Source organism: Nocardioides sp. (assembly GCF_047602075.1).
In the GTDB taxonomy this organism is placed as follows: Bacteria; Actinomycetota; Actinomycetes; order Propionibacteriales; family Nocardioidaceae; genus Nocardioides.
The window spans coordinates 871,610-890,948 of sequence record NZ_JASGIF010000001.1 but is presented as its reverse complement, the minus strand read 5'-3'; the positions used below and the strand labels follow the sequence as shown (position 1 = coordinate 890,948).

The 19,339-nt window shown below is 70.1% G+C and carries 19 protein-coding genes and 1 riboswitch; of the genes, 14 read left to right on the top strand and 5 right to left on the bottom strand.

What is annotated here, in order from left to right; translation table 11 throughout:
• Positions 1-19: 19 nt before the first annotated feature.
• The 3 genes from QM714_RS04605 to QM714_RS04595 form a co-directional block, all read right to left on the bottom strand.
• Complete coding sequence (locus QM714_RS04605) at positions 20-634, bottom strand: energy-coupling factor transporter transmembrane component T family protein (RefSeq protein ID WP_415098034.1); 615 nt, start codon at positions 632-634, stop codon at positions 20-22.
• Between the two features lie 13 nt (positions 635-647).
• Entirely contained in the window at positions 648-1,277 is a 630-nt protein-coding gene (locus tag QM714_RS04600) for an energy-coupling factor ABC transporter ATP-binding protein (RefSeq protein ID WP_415098032.1), read from the bottom strand.
• Between the two features lie 66 nt (positions 1,278-1,343).
• Complete coding sequence (locus QM714_RS04595; protein ID WP_415098030.1) at positions 1,344-1,937, bottom strand: biotin transporter BioY; 594 nt, start codon at positions 1,935-1,937, stop codon at positions 1,344-1,346.
• Positions 1,938-1,985: 48 nt separating this feature from the next.
• Between QM714_RS04595 and QM714_RS04590 the strand changes: the two genes are divergently transcribed.
• The 14 genes from QM714_RS04590 to gcvP all read left to right on the top strand — a co-directional run bounded on the left by QM714_RS04590 (position 1,986) and on the right by gcvP (position 15,189).
• Positions 1,986-2,573: a TetR/AcrR family transcriptional regulator C-terminal domain-containing protein gene (locus QM714_RS04590; protein WP_415098028.1), complete on the top strand. Its 588-nt coding sequence runs from the start codon at positions 1,986-1,988 to the stop codon at positions 2,571-2,573.
• A 21-nt stretch (positions 2,574-2,594) separates the two neighbouring features.
• Positions 2,595-3,968, top strand: coding sequence for a hemolysin family protein (locus tag QM714_RS04585; RefSeq protein WP_415098026.1), 1,374 nt, complete (start codon positions 2,595-2,597; stop codon positions 3,966-3,968).
• Positions 3,965-5,014: a hemolysin family protein gene (locus QM714_RS04580; RefSeq protein WP_415098024.1), complete on the top strand. Its 1,050-nt coding sequence runs from the start codon at positions 3,965-3,967 to the stop codon at positions 5,012-5,014. Before QM714_RS04585 ends, QM714_RS04580 begins: the two co-directional genes overlap by 4 nt.
• A gap of 57 nt (positions 5,015-5,071) precedes the next feature.
• Positions 5,072-5,674 (top strand): CDP-alcohol phosphatidyltransferase family protein, encoded by a 603-nt coding sequence (locus QM714_RS04575; RefSeq protein WP_415098022.1) that lies wholly within the window; start codon positions 5,072-5,074, stop codon positions 5,672-5,674.
• Entirely contained in the window at positions 5,667-6,530 is an 864-nt protein-coding gene (locus QM714_RS04570; RefSeq protein ID WP_415098020.1) for a DUF881 domain-containing protein, read from the top strand. Before QM714_RS04575 ends, QM714_RS04570 begins: the two co-directional genes overlap by 8 nt.
• On the top strand, positions 6,527-6,859 hold the full coding sequence (locus QM714_RS04565) for a small basic family protein (RefSeq protein ID WP_415098019.1): 333 nt from the start codon (positions 6,527-6,529) through the stop codon (positions 6,857-6,859). The genes QM714_RS04570 and QM714_RS04565 overlap by 4 nt, the downstream gene beginning before the upstream one ends.
• Positions 6,852-7,580 carry a DUF881 domain-containing protein gene (locus QM714_RS04560; RefSeq protein ID WP_415098017.1) on the top strand — a complete coding sequence of 243 codons (729 nt, stop codon included), beginning with the start codon at positions 6,852-6,854 and terminating at the stop codon, positions 7,578-7,580. Before QM714_RS04565 ends, QM714_RS04560 begins: the two co-directional genes overlap by 8 nt.
• Before the next feature lie 43 nt (positions 7,581-7,623).
• Complete coding sequence (gcvH, locus tag QM714_RS04555; RefSeq protein ID WP_415100973.1) at positions 7,624-8,010, top strand: glycine cleavage system protein GcvH; 387 nt, start codon at positions 7,624-7,626, stop codon at positions 8,008-8,010.
• Positions 8,011-8,049: 39 nt separating this feature from the next.
• Positions 8,050-8,577, top strand: coding sequence for an FHA domain-containing protein (locus QM714_RS04550; RefSeq protein WP_415098016.1), 528 nt, complete (start codon positions 8,050-8,052; stop codon positions 8,575-8,577).
• A gap of 3 nt (positions 8,578-8,580) precedes the next feature.
• The gene (locus QM714_RS04545; RefSeq protein ID WP_415098015.1) at positions 8,581-9,315 is read left to right on the top strand and encodes a MerR family transcriptional regulator; all 735 of its coding nucleotides are present in this window, start codon (positions 8,581-8,583) and stop codon (positions 9,313-9,315) included.
• A 36-nt stretch (positions 9,316-9,351) separates the two neighbouring features.
• Entirely contained in the window at positions 9,352-9,819 is a 468-nt protein-coding gene (locus QM714_RS04540) for a bifunctional nuclease family protein (protein ID WP_415098014.1), read from the top strand.
• 163 nt (positions 9,820-9,982) lie between these two features.
• On the top strand, positions 9,983-11,305 hold the full coding sequence (locus QM714_RS04535) for an IS4 family transposase (protein WP_415097970.1): 1,323 nt from the start codon (positions 9,983-9,985) through the stop codon (positions 11,303-11,305).
• A 210-nt stretch (positions 11,306-11,515) separates the two neighbouring features.
• Complete coding sequence (locus tag QM714_RS04530) at positions 11,516-12,112, top strand: MerR family transcriptional regulator (protein ID WP_415098012.1); 597 nt, start codon at positions 11,516-11,518, stop codon at positions 12,110-12,112.
• A gap of 39 nt (positions 12,113-12,151) precedes the next feature.
• Positions 12,152-12,259: riboswitch (glycine riboswitch) on the top strand.
• A 98-nt stretch (positions 12,260-12,357) separates the two neighbouring features.
• The gene (gene gcvP / locus QM714_RS04525) at positions 12,358-15,189 is read left to right on the top strand and encodes an aminomethyl-transferring glycine dehydrogenase (protein WP_415098010.1); all 2,832 of its coding nucleotides are present in this window, start codon (positions 12,358-12,360) and stop codon (positions 15,187-15,189) included.
• Between the two features lie 11 nt (positions 15,190-15,200).
• Here the strand turns inward: gcvP and QM714_RS04520 are convergent, their stop codons facing one another.
• Positions 15,201-18,167 (bottom strand): AAA family ATPase, encoded by a 2,967-nt coding sequence (locus tag QM714_RS04520; RefSeq protein WP_415098008.1) that lies wholly within the window; start codon positions 18,165-18,167, stop codon positions 15,201-15,203.
• Complete coding sequence (locus tag QM714_RS04515) at positions 18,167-19,330, bottom strand: exonuclease SbcCD subunit D (RefSeq protein ID WP_415098006.1); 1,164 nt, start codon at positions 19,328-19,330, stop codon at positions 18,167-18,169. Before QM714_RS04515 ends, QM714_RS04520 begins: the two co-directional genes overlap by 1 nt.
• Between the last annotated feature and the right edge of the window lie 9 nt (positions 19,331-19,339).

The following is a 19,339-nucleotide window of genomic DNA, read 5'->3' as shown; positions in this document are numbered from 1 at the left end:
GTCAGGGCCTGGAGCGGCGTCAGTCGTCGCCCAGCCCGCGGGCGTGCAGGGCGTCGCCGGTCTCTTGGGCGCGGGCGACGACCCGGATGACGAACGGTGCGAGGTAGGCGCGCGGGCTGCGGCTCAGGCCGCGCGCCCGGGCTGCGTCCCGCGTCTCCAATGCGAGCGCCAGCATGCCCGGCAACGACTGGATGGCCAGCCCGATTGTCAGGGAGACCCGCTCTGGTGAGACCCCGACCCGACGGAACGGCCGCAGCCAGCGGACCACGGCGTCGAGCATCGCATTGACCGGGGTGGTCACACTGACCACGACCGCGGCCAGCGCAAGCGCGAGCAGGTCGACGAGGGTCTCGATCGCCTTGTCCCGCCCGAACAGCCACCATTGGAATGCCGCGACGAACGCCGCGAACACCAAGATCGCTCGGGAAGCCCGGACCAGGGTCGCCACCCGCACCCTGGCCACGGCAGCGAGGAGGAGCGCCACTCCGAGGAAGACCCAGGCCGCCGGCATGCTGCGGACCAGCACGATGGCGAGGCTGAAGAGGGCGAGCCCGATCAGCTTGACCCCGACCGGCAGTCGGTGCAGGAGGCTGTGCCCGGGCTGATAGACCGTGGCCAGGATCGGGCTGCTCACCGCTGGTGTCCGCTCATCCCACGAGCGCCTGGTAGTGCTCGACGGCATCGTCGGCCGCGCCGTCGTAGGCGAGATCGCCCTCGGCCAACACCAGCACCCGGTCGCAACGGCCGGCGAGCTCTAGATCATGGGTGACCAGCACCAGTTGCTGGTCGAGACCGAAGAGCAGGTCTGCCACTCGCCGGGTGTTGGCCAGATCGAGCAGCGTGGTGGGTTCGTCGGCCACGAGTACGGCGGGCTCGACGGCCAGCACTCCCGCCAACGCGAGGAGTTGACGCTGCCCACCGGAGAGAGTGTGCACACTGGCGTGCGCATGGTCGGCGAGTCCGAACCGGTCCAGCACGGCCAGCGCCCGGTCACGCCGCTGACTGGCCTGTCGCTCGGTCCGGCGCAGTGAGAGCTCGACGTCCTCCACGCAGGTCGGCATCACGATCTGGGCAGCCGGGTCGGTGAAGCAGAAGGCCACCCGCCGTCGCACCTGGCTGCCCTGACGTGCCACGTCCAGGCCGTCGACGAGCACCTGTCCGGAGGTTGGCGTCGTGAGCCCGTTGAACAGCCTGGCCAGCGACGACTTGCCGGAGCCGTTGGCGCCAACGACGCCGATCCGGTGCTCGGTCAGGGTGAGGGTCAGCGGCGCGAGCACGACCCGGTCTCCGGTGGGAGAGTCGACCGTCAGGCCGGCGTCTCGGAGCTTCGAGGACCGGCACGGTCAGCGCGGGTGCAACAGCCGGGGGAAAGCCCGGTGCACCTCGGCGGCGATGAGCGCAACCAGGGTGGTCTTGATCAGGTCGCCCAACCAGAACGGCAAGTCGTAGAGCACCGCCTGGCGCAGGCTGACGTCGAAGTAGAGCTTCATCCCGATGATGCCGAGCGGGTGGATGACCAGCACGCTGCCGGCGAAGGAGCAGAAGAAGACCACCAGGGCACGGGTCTTGCCGGTCCGCCCGGCGACGTACTTCACCAAGAACCCACCGAGCAGCGCGGCGAGCGGGAAGGCGTACAGATACCCCGCCGTGGGGCCGGTGAAGACCCCGAGCCCGGAGGAGTGCTCGGCGAACACGGGCAACCCGACGGCGCCGAGCACCAGATAGAGGGCGACCGCGAGGAAGCCGCGCAGCGGCCCGAGCAGGCAGCCGGCCAGCATCACGCCGAAGGTCTGCAACGTGATCGGGGTGCCGCTGCCACCCACGGGGATCGCGCCGACATAGGCGCACACCGAGATGAAGGCCGCGAACGCGGCGATCAGGGCGAGGTCGGTGGTGCTGAAACGTCGAGCGGTGGTGGGGGCCGTGGTGTCGGTCATTGTCATCTGCTTCCTCCTGAACGGTGTTCAGGTTAGAGTCGAGGACCGATGACGCGCAACAACCGGCACGATGTGGTGGCGCAGGCCCTGCGGATCTTGGACGACTACGGCCTGGCCGATCTGACCATGCGCCGGTTGGCCGGTGAGCTGGGGGTCCAGCCGAGCGCGCTCTACCACCACTTCCCCCACAAGCAGCAACTGCTCGGTGCGGTGGCGGACGAGCTGCTGGATCGGCGGATGCCGGAGTGGCCACGGCCCACCACGCTCGACTGGGCCGAGCGGGCCAGCGCGATCTGCAGGGAGTTGCGGGAGGCGATGCTGGCCTATCGCGACGGTGCGGAGCTGGTGTCCACGGTGCATGCCTTCGGGCTCGGAGCGGCGCGGCCGGGCGAACAGCTTGCCGAGGTCCTGCTCGACGCCGGGCTCAGCGACCAGACGGTGCCGACCGCCACCCGCACCCTGCTCCACTTCGTCTTCGGCCACACCCTGGACGAACAGACCCACCTCCAGGCCGCGGCGGCCGGCGCGCTCACCGATCAGCCCTGGGTCGACTCCGACTTCGAGCTCGGCCTGGCGATCGTGGTGGATGGTGTCCGTCTGCGGGTCGAGGTAGCGTTCCCTGGGTCGCCCCGCTAGAGAAGGACCACCACCCCGGCCATGATCGCCGCTCTCCTGCTGGTCGCCTCCGTCGTGTTGGTGCTCGCCGCCGGTGTCTTCGTGGCCGCCGAGTTCGCCTTCGTCACCGTGGATCGCAGTGCGGTGGAGCGGGAGGCCGAGGCCGGCGACCCCAAGGCTCGCGGGCTGCTCAGTGCGCTCCGGTCACTGTCCACCCAGCTGTCGGGAGCGCAGATCGGCATCACCATCACCAACCTCGCCATCGGCTATCTCGCGGAGCCGGCGATCGCCGATCTGGTCGACACTCCGCTCGAGGCGCTCGGCGTGCCGCCGGGGGGAGTGCGCCCGATCGCACTGGCGATCGGACTGGTGACGTCCAGCCTGGCCACCATCTTGTTCGGCGAGCTCATCCCGAAGAACCTCGCCATCGACCGGCCGATGGCGACCGCGCGGGCGACTCAGGGCTTCCAACGCAGGTTCACCCGGGTGATGGCCTGGCCGATCAAGGTCCTCAACGGCTCCGCCAACGCCGTGGTCCGCAGGCTCGGCATCGAGCCGCAGGAGGAGCTCCGCTCGGCGCGCAGCTCGACCGAGCTGGCGAGCCTGATCGCTCGCTCAGCTGACCAGGGCACCCTGGACGCCGGGACCGCGGAGCTGTTCGAACGATCCGTGGAGTTCAGCGGCCGCACCGCAGGCGAGATCATGACGCCTCGCGTGCGGACCCACTCGGTCGAGGACGGCGACCGGGTCAGCACCGTGCTGGAGCTGGCCCGGGAGACGGGCCATTCGCGCTTCCCCGTGCTCGACGCCGAGGACGACGTGGTCGGCACGGTGCACGTCAAGCATGCGGTGGCGCTGCCCGTGCCGGAGCGTGCCACGACCCGGGTGCGACACATCATGGTCAAGCCGATCCTGGTCCCGGACTCGCTGCGACTCGACCCGTTGCTGAGCCTGCTGCGCGACGACGGCTTCCAGATGGCCGTCGTCTTGGACGAGTACGGCGGCCAGGCCGGCGTCGTCACCCTCGAGGACGTCGTGGAGGAGATCGTCGGCGACATCGCCGACGAGCACGATCCGCGTGGCGACCGGGCCCACCAGCTGCGCGACGGATCGTGGTCGCTGTCCGGGTTGCTGCGGCCCGACGAGGTGGAGGACATCGCCGACGTGGAGCTCCCACAACACGACGACTACGACACCATCGCGGGCCTGGTGCTGCAGACGCTGGGCCGCATCCCGCTGGTGGGTGATGTCGCCGAGGTGCCGCTCCAGCCGGAGGCGGCCGACGAGGACGACGAGGACGACGAGCCCGAGCCACGGGTGGCACTGCTCCGGGTGGAGCGGATGGATGGGTTGCGCATCGACCGTCTGCGCCTCACTGTGCGCACGGTTTCTCGTGAGCAGGGGGAGCCGTCATGACCGGCGTCGGTGCCCTGGTGCTCTCCTTGGGCCTGCTGATCGGCAACGCCTTCTTCGTGGGTGCGGAGTTCGCCTTGATCTCGGCCCGGCGCAGCCAGATCGAGCCACGAGCGGCGGCCGGCTCCAAGCTGGCCAAGTCGACGCTCAAGGCGATGGAGAACATCGCCTTGATCATCGGTGTCAACCAGATCGGCATCACGGTCTGCAGCCTGGTCCTCGGTGCGGTGGGGGAGCCCGCGGTGGCACACCTGCTCGAGCCGGTCTTCGACTGGATCCGCCTCCCCGCCGAGGCGGTCCACCCTACGTCCTTCGTGATCGCCCTGCTGATCGTCGTCTCCCTGCACGTCGTGATGGGGGAGATGGTGCCGAAGAACATCGCCCTGGCCGGCCCGGAGCGCGCCGCACTCGTCCTCGGCCCGGCGGTGTGGGCGATCGCCCAGGCGCTGCGCCCCGTCGTGGTCGTCATCAACCAGATCGCGCGGTGGTTCTTGCGCCGGATGGGCGCCGAGCTGCAGGACGAGGTGAGCTCCACCTACACCCGCGAGGAGGTGTCCGCCCTGGTGGAGCAGTCCCGCGGTGAGGGACTGCTGGCTCAGCATGAATACGACCGCCTCTCCGGCGCGCTGGACTTCACCGAGAAGACCGTCGCCACCGTGGTGATGCCGAAGGACACCCTGACCACCGTGCACCGTGGCGCGACGGCCGCCGAGGTCGAGGAGGTCTGCGCCGCCACCGGCTACAGCCGCTTCCCGGTGGTCGGTGACGACGGTGAGCTGCAGGGCTACTTGCACATCAAGGACGTCCTGCAGTACGACGACGCGCACCGCGACGACCCCATCGCCGACTCGTGGATCCGACCGTTTGCGGTGGTGTCCTCCGACGAGTCGCTGCGAGCCACCCTGGAGGCGCTCCAGCGACGCGAGGCACACATGGCCAGGGTGGTCGACCAACAAGGGGTCGAGCTCGGCCTGGTCGCGCTCGAGGACGTCATCGAGGAGCTGGTCGGCCAGATCAAGGACGCCGTGCACCACGAGGATAGGGTGTGAGTCGCGCTCCCGACCCCCACGGAAACGACAGGTTCTCCCGGAAACGACAGGCTCTCCGTGCCCGACACCCCTCCCCGCTCGACCCGGGTCTGGACCGTGCCCAACACGCTCAGCATGGCCCGGCTCCTCGGCGTACCCCTCTTTTTGTGGCTCGTGCTCGGGCCAGAGGCCGACGGCTGGGCGCTGGCGCTGTTGGCCCTCTCCGGGGTGACCGACTTCCTGGACGGCTACCTTGCTCGCAAGCTCGACCAGCGGTCGGCGTTGGGAGAGGTGCTCGACCCGGTCGCTGACCGGCTCTACATCTTGGCGGTGGTCATCGGCCTCGCCTTGCGCGACATCATCCCGTGGTGGCTGGCGATCATCTTGCCGCTGCGTGATCTGCTGTTGTGGGTGCTGGTGCCGTTCCTCCGCACCCGCGGTTACAGCGCACTGCCAGTGCACTTCTTGGGCAAGGCCGCCACGTTCAACCTGCTCTACGCCTTCCCGCTGCTGCTCTTGGGCGACGGCCAGGGATCGGTGGCGGTGCTGGCCCGCGTGTTCGGCTGGGCGTTCGCCATCTGGGGCGTGGCGCTCTACTGGTGGGCCGGCATCTTGTACGCCTACCAGGTCTACCGCCTGCTCAGTGACGACCAGCGGAGGGCTCCCGAGGCCCATGCCTGAGCCTCCTCCCACTCCGCTGCCCGAGCACGTCACCATGCCCTTGTTGACCCTGGTGACACGGAACTCCTTGGACCAGGACTACGCCTACGTCGCGGCTCGGCGAGCGGGCTCAGCGAGCGGCCCGCCGAACCGTCGCACCGTGATCGCCTTGATGGTGGTGCTGGCCGGCTTCGGTGCGCTCGTCTCCACCGCGGCCGCGCAGCGGACCCGGGAGGCGGCCGTCGACGAGACCAGCCGGGACTCACTGGTCGCCCAGGTGGAGGCGCAGCGGACCGAGCTGAGCAACCTGCAGGACCGCATCGGCGCACTGCAGACCTCGACGACCGACGCCCAGCAGCGACTGGAGGAAGTGGAGGCCGAGGTCACGCCGGCGCTGGCCAAGCTGCGCCGCCTGCAGGCGCGCACCGGCTACGGCGAGATGGCGGGCGCCGGAGTCCGGATCATGGTGGACGACTCCCCGAGCGGGAGCGAGAGCGGTGCCGTGCGCGACACCGACCTCGCCCTCCTGGTGGACGCCTTGTGGGGAGTGGGGGCCGAGGGCATCGCGATCAACGACCAGCGGCTGACCGCACTGTCGGCCATCCGCAACGCCAACGTCGCGATCCACGTCAACGGCCGTCCGCTTGCGCCGCCGTACGTCGTCGAGGCGATCGGCGATCCCCGCACCCTGCAGGCCAACCTGGTCAACAGCGAGCGCGGCCAACGGTTCTTCGCGCTTGCCAGTGGGCTCGGCCTGCAGGTCGACATGACCAACCAGGACGACCTCGACCTGCCTAGCGCCACGCTGCCGACCCTGCGGTACGCCGCCGCGGGCTCGGATGTGGAGAATAGGCGCGACAAGGAGGACGCACCGTGATCGCCATCCTCGGCCTGGTGGTGGGCGTTGTGCTGGGGTTGCTGTTCCAGCCCGACATCCCCGCCTGGTTCCAGCCCTACCTGCCGATCGCCGTCGTCGCCGCGCTGGACGCGGTGCTCGGTGGCCTGCGGGCGCTGCTGGACGGGATCTTCGACGACAAGGTCTTCGTGGTCTCCTTCCTGAGCAACGTGGTGATCGCCGCCGCGATCGTGTTTCTCGGCGACAAGCTCGGCGTGGGTGGCCAGCTCTCGACCGGCGTCATCGTGGTGCTCGGCATCCGGATCTTCTCCAACGTGGCCGCGATCAGGAGGCATCTGCTCCGTGCCTGATCCGGTGTCCGAGGAGGTCTCCGGCCGGCGTCGTCTGTGGGACGCGCTGGTCAGACCGTCGCGCGGTCAGCTGGCCGTGGGGCTGCTGCTGGCCGGGCTGGGCTTTGCAGGGGTCACCCAGGTCCGGGCGACCGAGGTGGACAACACCTACGCCGGCTATCGGGAGCAAGATCTCATCGACCTGTTCGACACGATGACCGACACCACGGAGCGCACCCAGACCGAGATCGCCAAGTTGGAGCGCCAGAAGAAGGACCTCAACAACAGCGTCCGCAAGCACGAGGCCGCCCTGGCCCAGGCTCAGCAGAACGCCGACACGTTGAGCATCTTGGCGGGGACGGTGCCGGTGCGCGGGCCGGGTCTGCGGATCACCATCACCCCGGGGGACGGCGAGGTCAGGGTCGACTCGCTGCTGGACACGATGCAGGAGCTTCGCGCCGCCGGCGCCGAGGCGATGCAGTTCAACGAGAAGGTGCGGGTTGTCGCGCAGACCTCCTTCGCCGAGGCCTCCGCCGGGGAGGGCACCAGCGCGATCCTGGTCGGCGACACCCCACTGACCCCGCCGTACGTCATCGACGTGATCGGCGACCCTGCCACCTTGGCGTCCGCGCTGAGCTTCCCCTCCGGGCCGACCCAGCAGCTCGAGGGCGATGGCGCGACCGTCGATGTCGAGCGACTCGACGAGGTGAGGATCGACAGCCTCAGCACGCCGTCGTCGTGACGATAGGGTGCCGACAACGGCCACCGCAGTGAAGGAGATGTCTGTGTATCCCGATGACCTCAAGTACACCGCCGAGCACGAATGGGTTCGGTTGCCGGGCGAGGCAGCCGGCTCGGTGCGCATCGGCATCACCCACTACGCCCAGGACTCCCTCGGCGACATCGTCTACGTCTCCCTGCCCGAGATCGGGGACGGGGTGACGGCCGGTGCGGCGTGCGGTGAGCTGGAGTCGACCAAGTCGGTCAGCGACATCTACGCCCCGGTCAGCGGTGAGGTGGTGGCGCGCAACGACGCTCTCGATGCCACTCCGGAGCTGGTCAACAACGACCCCTATGGCGGCGGCTGGCTCTTCGAGGTAGTGCCGACGCCGGACACCGACCTGGATACGCTGCTCGACTCCGCCACCTACCAGGGCACATTGGAAGGTTGATAGGTTCGTCCGGAACCGGATCTGCACAGGAGAGACCGAATGCCCTTCTGCACCAATTGCGGGCGGCAGAACCCCGATGACGCGCGGTTCTGCTCGCAGTGCGGCACTGCGCTGGTGTCTCCCGACGAGGTCGGCCCCGCAGCCGAGGCGCCCGTCGACGCGACCGCGACGCTGAACCTGGGCGGTGGCCAGGAGAAGGCGGAGGCATCGTCGGACCGGGCGTTGAGCCCGATCGACGCGGCCGCTGTGGACGCGCTCCCGGTCGGCCATGCCCTCCTGGTCGTGCAGCGCGGACCTGGCGCGGGCAACCGCTTCCTGCTCGATCTGGACCTGGTGACTGCGGGCAGACATCCCGAGAGCGAGATCTTCCTCGACGATGTGACCGTCTCACGGCGGCACGCGGAGTTCGTCCGGAGCGGCGCGGAGTTCAGTGTGCGTGACGTGGGCAGCCTCAACGGCACCTACGTCAACCGGGACCGCATCGACCAGGTCGAGCTCAAGGACGGCGACGAGGTGCAGATCGGCAAGTACCGCCTGGTCTTCTATTCCGGACATGTGAACGGTTAAGACGTGTCGGCGCCGGCCTCCCATTCGCCTCGCGCGCGGCTGAACATCGGCCAGGTCCTCGAGTTGCTGCGCCCGGACTTCCCGGGCGTCGCCATCTCCAAGATCCGGTTCTTGGAGGAGCAGGGGCTGATCAAGCCCGACCGGACTCCCGCGGGGTATCGGAAGTTCTCCGCCCAAGACGTGGAGCGCCTTCGCTACATCCTGCGGATGCAGCGCGACCACTATCTGCCGCTGCGCGTGATCGGCGAGCACCTGGACGCCCTCGACCGCGGCTTGGAGCCACCGCCCATCGAGTCGGTCGTGCCCACCGTGCCCAAGGTCGCCCTGACCGCGGACGGGCTGCCGAGCCCCGAGTCGTTCGGTCGACGCAGCGACCTGCGGGTCTCCCGACGCGAGCTGCTCAAAGTCGCCGGCATCTCCGAGGAGCTGCTCGCCGACCTGGAGAAGTTCGGTCTGGTCTGCCCACTGACGGGCACCACGCACTACGACAGCGACGCCTTGGTCGTGGCCGAGACGGCTCGCCAGCTGGCCGAGTTCGGCCTGGAGCCGCGTCACCTGCGAGCGTTCAAGACGGCTGCCGACCGTGAGGTCGGGCTGGTGGACCAGGTGCTCGCACCCGGGCGGCACAGCCACGATCCCGCGGCACGGGGTCAGGCCGAGGAGGCCGCTACCGAGATCGCGGCGCTCTCGGTGCGCCTGCATGCGACCCTGGTGAAGGCAGGCCTTCGGCGCTCGTGATCTGGCCGGGTAGTCCGGGCTGGGTAGGCTGGCGGGGTGCACGAAGTCGATGTGATCGGCGTCCGCGTCGAGATGCCCTCTCAGCAGCCCATCGTGCTGCTCCGCGAGGTCTCCGGCGACCGTTATCTGCCCATCTGGATCGGCGCGGTCGAGGCGACCGCGATCGCCTTCGCCCAGCAGGGCGTGGTGCCCCCGCGTCCGCTCACCCACGACCTGCTCAAGGACGTGCTCGAGGCCACCGGCAACAATCTGACGGAGGTGCACATCACCGACGTCAAGGACGGGGTGTTCTACGCGACCCTGGTGCTCGCCTCGGGGGTCGAGGTAGGTGCGCGTCCTTCCGACTCCATCGCGCTGGCGCTGCGCACCGGCTCGCCGATCCGATGCGCCGAGGACGTCCTCGCCGAGGCGGGCCTAGCCGTGCCCGAAGAGGAGGAGGACGAGGTCGAGCGGTTCCGGGAGTTCTTGGACCACGTCACCCCGGAGGACTTCGAGGGAGACTAACCCCAATGCCGCGCAGTTAGCGATGTGACTGGTGTGGCGAGTGTGGCGTCGGCGTGTCGTCGGGTAGAGCAACAGAACTCCTCGATAGGCAGGGGATGTCCTGACAAGACGCCCTGCTACCGATGGAGTTCTGTTGCGTTCTCAGTCTGTCACGTCTGATCCGGTGGATCCGTTCTCTGCTGGCCATCTGGGCGAGTTGACGCGGATCGTCTCCTTCGATCTGGTCGACGCGGCGATCAGCGCCGCGGGGGCGACGCAGAAGCGGCTGCGGCGCCTGCCCACCCGGGTGGTGGTGTACGTGCTGCTGGCCGGGGTGCTGTTCGCCGACGTGGGTTATCGCCAGGTCCTGCGGCGTCTGGCCGCCGGCGCGGACCTGAGCATCCGGGTGCCGGGCAGCTCGGCGTTGTCCCAGGCCTTCCGGCGGATCGGAGTGGGTCCACTGCGGGAGTTGTTCGACCTGGTCCGCGGCCCGGCGGCCGGTGCTGCCCGTTGGCGTGGGTTGCTGGTGTGCGCCATCGACGGGACCACGATGTGTGTGCCGGACACCGACGTCAACGCTGCGGCGTTCGGTCGGGCCACCGGCCGCCCGGACGCCCCGGGCGGCTACCCGATGCTGCGGCTGGTGAGCATCCTCGCGTGCGGCTCACGCACCCTCATCGACGCCGTGTTCGGGTCCTACCGGGTCGGGGAGACTACCTACGCATCCCGCCTGGCGCGCTGTCTGCGGCCCGGGACGGTGCTGCTCGGTGACCGCAACTTCGCTGCCGCGGCCCTGATCGAGCAGTTCGCCGCCACCGGCGCGGACCTGCTCATCCGGTGCAAGGACAACCGTAGGTTCGCCCTCGTGGACCGCCTGGGCGATGGCACCCGCATCGCTGTCCTCGGTGGCATCCGGGTGCGGATCATCGACGCCCAGATCATCGTGGACCTGAAAGACTCAGGCACCCAGCGCACCGGCACCTACCGCCTGATCACGACCCTGACCAACCCGCAGCGGTACCCGGCACGGGAGATCGTCGAGCTCTACCACCAGCGGTGGGAGATCGAGACTGGCTTCCGCGAGACCAAGTCCACGATCTTGGACGGGAGGGTCCTACGGGCGCGCACACCCGCCGGGATCGCCCAGGAGGTCTACGCCGTCCTGATCGTCCACCAGGCTCTGCGGACCGCGATCGCCGACGCTTCCCTGGCTCACGGTGGCATCGCACCCGACCGGCTCAGCTTCACCATCGCACTGACCACCGCCCGCGACACGATCCACCGCGCAGCAGACGTCCTCGCCGAGGCCGGCACCGACCTGACCGGCCGGATCGGGGCAGCGGTCCTGGACACAGTTCTGCCCGCCCGCCGAGCCCGCTCCAGCCCCCGAGTGACCAAACGCGCGATCTCCAAACACCGCGCCAAAGGCCCCATCGACCGGACGAACTACCAGACCCGAATCACGACACACCTACTGCCGACCCTTGACCCGAGCCAAGATCCTTAACTGCGCGGCATTGAGACTAACCCTCGGCCTGAGGTTGAGAGTTCCGACACGCCGCGGCACCGCGTTGACCGAACGGAGTGAGGGGCCTACCTTGAAGTGTCTCTGTTGTAACTCCACCGTTGTGGTTGTGTCGCCCGTGCGGCCCGCCTGACGGCCCTTCCCCCGGGGGTTACGCACAACGGAGTAGTCGACGAAAGGGTCGATGCAGGCGTGAACGAGAACGAACACACAGCAGACCTGACCGCAGGTGCCGAGGCCGCTGACCTCGCCCAGGAGCAGGGCCTGCTGTTCACCGACGACGTCTCGCCGCTGCCCAGCGACACCGGCTACCGCGGCCCCACCGCCTGCAACGCCGCTGGCATCACCTACCGTCAGCTGGACTACTGGGCCCGCACCGGTCTGATCGAGCCGACCGTCCGTGGCGCGAAGGGCTCCGGGTCGCAGCGGCTCTACTCCTTCCGAGACATCTTGCTGCTCAAGGTGATCAAGAGACTGCTCGACGCCGGCATCTCCCTCCAGCAGATCCGCACCGCGGTGCAGTTCCTGCGAGAGCGCGGCACCGACGACCTGACTCAGGTCACCTTGATGAGCGACGGCGCCACGGTCTATGAGTGCACCAGCAACGACGAGGTCATCGACCTCCTGCAGGGCGGTCAGGGCGTCTTCGGCATCGCCATCGGCGGCGTCTGGCGCGAGATCGAGGGCACCCTCGCCGAGTTGCCCTCCGAGCGCGCCGAGGATGTCGCCGAGGCCACCTCACCCGGCGACGAGCTCGCCGCTCGCCGCGCCGCCCGCCAGATCGGCTGAGTGCTCGGCAGCGGGCCGGTGGTAGATTCGTCCCGCTGACGATCCCGCGCGGGAGAGTCTCGGTGGCGAACAGATCGTTCGTCATCGAGCGCCGAAGGGGCAACACATCCCCGTCAACCTCTCAGGCGCCAGGACTGCGCGGGTCAGGCAACTCTGAAGGGGCACCGACAGAGGGGGAGCCTTAGCCGCCCACCCCTCAGGAGCAGTCGGTGACCCAACCGGTGACCCAGCCCGATTCTCAGTCCGTGTCTTCCTTCGCCCGTCGTCACCTCGGGCTCGGCCCGGCCGACATCGAGGTCATGCTCGACCGGCTCGGGCTCGCCTCCATCGAGGAGTTGATGCAGGCAGCGCTCCCGGAGGCGATCAGGTCGACCGAGCCGCTGGAGTTGCCCGCTCCGCTCAGCGAACGCGCCGCGGCCGGCGAGCTGCAGGCGTTGGCCGGTGCCAACCGGCCGGCCGAGGCCATGATCGGACTCGGCTACCACGCCACCCTGACGCCACCGGTGATCCGCCGCAACGTGCTGGAGGACCCGAGCTGGTACACCGCCTACACCCCCTACCAGCCCGAGATCTCGCAGGGCCGGCTCGAGGCCCTGCTCAACTTCCAGACCATGGTCGGCGACCTGACCGGACTGCCCACGGCGAACGCCTCCCTGCTCGACGAGGCCACTGCTGCGGCCGAGGCGATGACCCTGGTCAGGCGCGCCAACAGGAAGGCCTCCGGGCCGTTCGTCGTCGATCGCGACGTGCTGCCCCAGACCCTCGAGGTGCTGCACACGCGGGCTGCGGGTCTGGGCATCGAGATCGTCGTGGCCGACCTGGCCGACGGACTCCCGGACGGCGAGCTCTCCGGCGTACTGGTGCAGTACCCAGGGGCCTCCGGCCGCGTGCGCGACCCTCGGTCGGTGATCGAGCAGACGCATGAGCGGGGCGCGTTGGCCGTCATCGCGGCCGACCTGCTCGCGCTCACCCTGCTGGAGTCCCCGGGCACGTTGGGTGCCGACGTAGCCGTCGGGTCCTCGCAGCGGTTCGGTGTGCCGCTCTTCTACGGTGGTCCGCACGCCGGCTTCATGGCGGTGGCGGCTGGGTTGGAGCGGCACCTGCCCGGTCGACTGGTCGGTGTCTCGGTCGACGCCGAAGGGCGGCCCGCCTACCGACTCGCGCTGCAGACCCGCGAGCAGCACATCCGGCGGGACAAGGCCACCTCCAACATCTGCACCGCCCAGGTGCTGCTCGCGGTGGTGGCCTCGATGTACGCCGTCTACCACGGCCCCGACGGCCTGCGCGCCATCGCCAGCCGCATCCACGACCACGCCAGCACGATCGCCGACGCACTCGTCGCCGGCGGCTTCGGCGTCGAGAACGACACCTGGTTCGACACCCTCACCGTCGCGGTTCCGGGCCGCGCCGGGGAGGTCGTCACCGCCGCCCGCGGCCTCGGGCTGCACCTGCGACTGGTGGACGAGGACCGAGTTGGCATCTCCGTCTCGGAGGTCACCACCTCGACGACCGTCGGCGCGGTGCTGCGCGCCTTCGGGCTCACGGTCGACACCTCGGCGGGAGCCGTCGAGGTTCCGTCACGACTGCCCGAAGCGCTGGTGCGCACCACCGACTACCTGACCCACGAGGTGTTCCACGGCCACCACAGCGAGACCCAGATGTTGCGCTATCTGCGCCGGCTCTCGGCTCGCGACTATGCACTCGACCGCGGGATGATCCCGCTGGGCTCGTGCACGATGAAGCTCAACGCCACCGCCGAGATGGAGCCGATCAGTCTGCCCGGGTTCGCCGACCTGCACCCGTTCGCCCCGGCGGACGACGCGGCGGGCTACCGCAAGCTGGTCGCCGATCTGGAGGGCTGGCTCGCCGAGATCACCGGTTATGACGAGGTCTCGATCCAGCCCAATGCCGGCTCCCAGGGTGAGCTGTCGGGACTGTTGGCGATCCGGGCCTACCACCACGCCCGCGGTGACGAGGGCCGCGACGTCTGTCTGATCCCGAGCTCGGCGCACGGCACCAACGCCGCCTCGGCAGTGATGGCCGGCATGCGGGTGGTCGTGGTGGCAGCCACCGAGGACGGCTCGGTCGACCTCGACGACCTGCGCGCGAAGTGCGCGGAGCACGCCGAGACGCTGGCCGCCATCATGGTGACCTATCCGTCCACCCACGGCGTCTACGAGGACACCATCACCGAGCTGTGCCGCATCGTGCACGAGCACGGCGGGCAGGTATACGTCGACGGCGCCAACCTCAACGCGCTGCTCGGCTATGCCCGCCCCGGGGCGTTCGGCGGCGACGTGTCGCACCTGAACCTGCACAAGACGTTCGCGATCCCGCACGGCGGTGGCGGCCCCGGGGTGGGGCCGGTCGGCGTGCGCGCCCACCTGGCGCCGTACCTCCCTTCACACTCGATGCATCCGGAGTCTGCCAAGCGTGCCGGCATCGGCGCCGTCGCGGCCGCACCTTACGGCTCGGCGGGCGTGCTGCCGATCTCCTGGGCCTACATCCGGATGATGGGCGCGGCTGGGCTCACCCTGGCCACCGCGACCGCAGTCCTGTCCGCGAACTATGTGGCCGCCCGGCTCGAGGAGCACTTCCCGGTGCTCTACCGCGGCGAGCACGGCCTGGTCGCGCACGAGTGCATCCTCGACCTGCGCCCGCTGACCAAGGACAGCGGCGTCACCGTGGACGACGTGGCGAAACGGCTGGTGGACTACGGCTTCCACGCGCCCACCATGTCGTTCCCGGTCGCGGGCACGCTGATGGTCGAGCCGACCGAGTCGGAGGACCTGGCCGAGCTGGACCGCTTCTGCGATGCGATGATCGCGATCCGGGGCGAGATCGACCGGGTGACCGCCGGCGAATGGACGGCGGAGGACGCACCGCTGCGGCACGCGCCGCACACGGCCCGCGCCGTGGTTGGGGACTGGCCGCACGGCTACTCCCGAGAGGAGGGCGTCTTCCCGGCCGGCGTCGACCCGGACAAGTACTGGCCACCGGTGGCTCGGATCGACCAGGCGTACGGCGACCGGCACCTGGTCTGCGCCTGCCCGCCTCCCGAGGCGTTCGCGGAGTAGCCGGTCCAGCTTCAGCTGGGTCGAACCAGCTCGACGGTCGATCCTCGGCGCTGCTTGCGCACCGCGAGCTGGGTGGGGATGCGGTCCTTCATCTCGGGCACGTGGCTGACCACGCCGACCACTCGGCCGCCGTCGCGCAGGGTGTCGAGGGTGTCCATCACGTCGTCGAGGGTGTCGGCGTCCAGGGAGCCGAAGCCCTCGTCGACGAACAGGGTGTCCAGCTCGGCGCCGCCGACCTCCTGGGTGATCACGTCGGCGAGCCCGAGCGCGAGGGCGAGCGAGACGACGAAGGTCTCGCCACCCGACAAGGTGGCCGGGTCGCGGGCCTCGCCGGACCAGTCGTCGCGGATCAGGAGGCTGAGCCCACCCCTGGTCTCGCCGGCGCCGCGGCGGCCGGTGTGCTCGAGGGTGTAGCGCTGATCGCTCATGGTGGCCAGCCGCTGGTTGGCCGAGGCGACCACCTGGCCTAGTCGGTGGGCGAGCACGTAGGCCGAGAGGCGCATGGCCAGTTTGTTGTCCGGCGACTTCCCCTCGACGAAGGAGGCCATCCGGGTGGCCAGCTCGAGGTCGGACCGCACCGGCTGCCACGCAGTCAGGGCCGAGTCGAGCGAGTCGGCCAGGCCACGGACGCGGAGGCTGCGTCGGGTGGCGAGCTCCGCGGCGGCGTGCGCGGTGGTCTGCTCCTGGGCGGCCGCCTCGGCGGTTGCACCGAGGTCGGTCAGGTCGGGAGCGGGCTCCGCGGCGGCCGCGGTGACGGTGTCGTCGGCCAGGATCGCCCGGGTGGCCGCGAGCGCCGTCTCGTGCGCTTTGATCCCAGCCGCTAGTGCCTCGGAGGTCTCTGCATCCACGGCGCTGGCCAGCGCCTCCTCGGTCGCCTCGAAGCCGGCCTTGCGGGCGGCCGCAGTGGCCCGTCGGACAGCGGCCCGGAGCCCGGACTCGGCGCGGTCGAGGTCGGCCTTTGCGGTGAGAGCCGCGTCAATGAGTGTGACGTCCTGGTCGAGCCGGTCGGCGAGTGCCGCCGGGTCGACATCGTCGCCGCCCAGTCCCTGCCGAAGCTCGTCGGTGATCGCAGCGATCTCGTCTGCTCGCGCGGTGCTGGCGGCGGTTAGAGCGGCCCGCTCGCTGCCGAGCGTGGCCAGCCGGTCGCCGACCAGCTGCCCACGCCGCTCCAGGTCGGCGACCTGGTCGACCAGGTCCGGCATGGTCTCTGCCTCGGCCCGCAGGGCGGCCAGTCGAGCGGTCTCGTCGGCGCTGAGGGACAATAGTTGCTCGACGCCGGCGCCGGCGCGTTGATCGGCAAGCGCTGCCCGGGTCTCCAGATCGCGGACGCGGCTGTCGTGGACGTGGCGCAGTGTCTCGGCGTCGTCGAAGCGTCGCTGCGCCGCTCGCTCGGTGGCGGCGTCGGGCGCACCGGTGAGTGGTTCGGCCGGATGTGGATGCTCGTGGGAGCCGCAGACTGGACAGTGGTCGCCGCTGGCGAGCTGGCCCGCGAGCTCGGCGGCCATCCCGGTCAGCCGCCGCTCACGCAGGGTGAGCAGCTCCTCGCGGAGCTGCTGGCTGGTGTCGATGACGCCCAGCAGCTCCACCCGGGCTGCGGCAAGCTCGTCGAGGAGGCGCACTCGATCGCGAGCGGCTTCGACTCGGACCTCCAGCGCCCGGACCGACTCGGCTTGGGCTGCCACCGCCTGGTCGGCCCGGCGAGCGCCGTCCAAACGCTGCCGGGCGTCGGCGAGGAGCCCGGGCAGCGCGGCCCGCTCCTCGATCAACGCTGCCTCCTCCTCGGCGAGCACGCGGCCTGTCTCGTGGTCGGTCGCCTCGACGCGGAGCAGGTCGGCGCGCCTGGCTGCCCTGGGCGCCAACGCGCGGACGGCTGCTGCCCGTGCGGTGAGCGCCGCCTGCTGCTCGGCGAGGGCAGTGACCTGGTGATCGGTGTCGGCGAGCTTGTTCAGCGCCGCCTCGACGTGGCTGCTGGCCAGGTCCACCTCGATCCGCGCTTCAGCCTCGGCCTCGGCGAGCCCGACCACGGCAACGGCTCGGCGAGCTGCTTCGAGCTGTGCCCGCTGGCGGTCGAGCTGTGGCTCCTGGGCCGCCAGCTCCGCCAGCCGGGTGGTGGCGGCGGTGTGCTCGTGTTGGAGGCGAACCAGCTCACGGGCGGCATCGAGCTGCTCGTCGGCCGCCCGGGCCTGGTCGGTGACGCTCGCCAGTGCTGTGGCCGCCCGCTGCGCTGCGGTGGCGGTCGTGGCGGCCAGCCGATCTGCCCAGGCTGTCAACGGATCGCTGCCTTCGGCTGTCACAGGGTCGGGCGGTGCGACGTCGGCTGCCTCGCTGAGCCGGCTGGTGAGCTCGGCGACCGCTCGCTCGTGGCCCCGAGACTGCTCGGCCAGGGCGAGCCGGTGGTCGCGGAGCCAGCGCTCGACCTGCTCGAACCGACTCGTGCGGAAGAGCTGCTGCAGCAGCTTGTGTCGGTCCTCCGACCGCGCCCGCAGGAACGTCTGGAACCGACCCTGCGGCAATAGAGCCACCTGGGTGAACTGCACCAGGGTGAGCCCGACCAGACCAGAGATCAGATGGCCGGCCTCGTCGAGACGCGAGGTGAGCGGCTGCCATTGCCCGTCCACCCGCTCGACGACGGTGACGGTGGCCTGCTGTGGGGTGGTGCCGGAGCCGCGCTTCTTGGGACGCTGCCACGCCGGCGCGCGGGTGATGACGAACCGCCGGCCGGCGAGGGTGCACTCCAGCAGCACCCGGGGCGCGACCTCGGGCCCGGCTTGGTCCGAGCGCAGCCGCCGCGCGGAGGCACGGTCGCCGGGCACGTCGCCGTAGAGCGCGAAGCAGACGGCGTCCAGCACACTCGTCTTGCCTGCCCCGGTCGCGCCGCTGAGCAGGAACAGGCCGGCCTCGGTGAGGGCGTCGAAGTCGACGGTGACGGTGTCGGCGAACGGGCCGAACGCGGTCGCCTCGAGTCGATGCAGGCGCATCAGGACCCCGTGAGGAGCATGTCGGTGTCTGGATCGTCGGTGCAGGCGTCGCAGGCGCTGAGCAGGAGCGCCGACTCGGCAGCGTCGGCAGGGACGCCACGCAGGTCGGTGACGAAGTCCAGGGTGATCTCGTGGTCGCTGCGCCCGCGGAGTCGGGCGACTGGCGTCGCCTCCAGGGGAGCATGGGTGGGCTCGAAGGTGAGCAGCAGGGTGTGCGGGAAGCGCTCGCGGAGCTGCTCCATCGGCCGGGCCGGGCGAAGGTCGTCGGTCAGGGTGACCTGGACCCAGGCGTCCTCGTGTCGGTCGAGGGCGGGATCGGCGAGCAGGTCGGCGAGGTCGCCGCGCAGCCGGCACAGCGGCCGCGGCACCGGCGTGGGGACGAAGGACGCGCTCACCGACCCGGCGGTGTCGAGATCGATCAGCCACGAGCCCTTCTCGTGACCCGCCTCGGAGAAGGAGTAGGCCAGCGGTGATCCGCTGTAGCGCACCCGGTCGGTGAGCACGTGCGGGCCGTGCAGGTGCCCGAGAGCGGTGTAGTCGATGCCGTCGAAGACGCTGGTAGGCACCCGGGAGACACCGCCGACGCTGATGTCGCGCTCGGAGTCGCTCGGCTGGGCACCGGCGACGAAGGCGTGCGCGAGCACGATCGAGCGGATGCCCGTCGGCCGCTGGGCCAGGTCGGCGCGGACCCGCCGCATGGCCTCGGTCAGCGCTGCCTCGTGGGAGCGAGTCGAGAGCCGCCACGGCTCGCGGACCGCGTCGGGGTCGAGGTAGGGCAGGCCGTAGATCGCGACCGGCCCGTGGTCGTCGTCGAGCGTGATGGGGACGTCGACCGCGCTCGCATCGGTGCGGATGAAGACGCCGGCGGCATCGATCAACCGGGACCCGAAGCCGAGCCGCTGAGCGGAGTCGTGATTGCCCGAGGTGACCACCACCTTGGCGCGGGAGGCGGCCAAGCGGGCGAACGTCTCGTCGGCGAGGCGCACCGCATCCACCGGCGGCAGGGCACGGTCGTAGACATCGCCGGAAACGACCACCAGATCGACGGACTCCGTGTCGACCACCTCCAGCAGGTGGTCGACGAAGGCGGCCTGGTGGGTGAGCATCCCCTCACGATGGAACGACCGGCCCAGATGCCAGTCGGAGGTGTGCAGGATGCGCATGAGACGAAC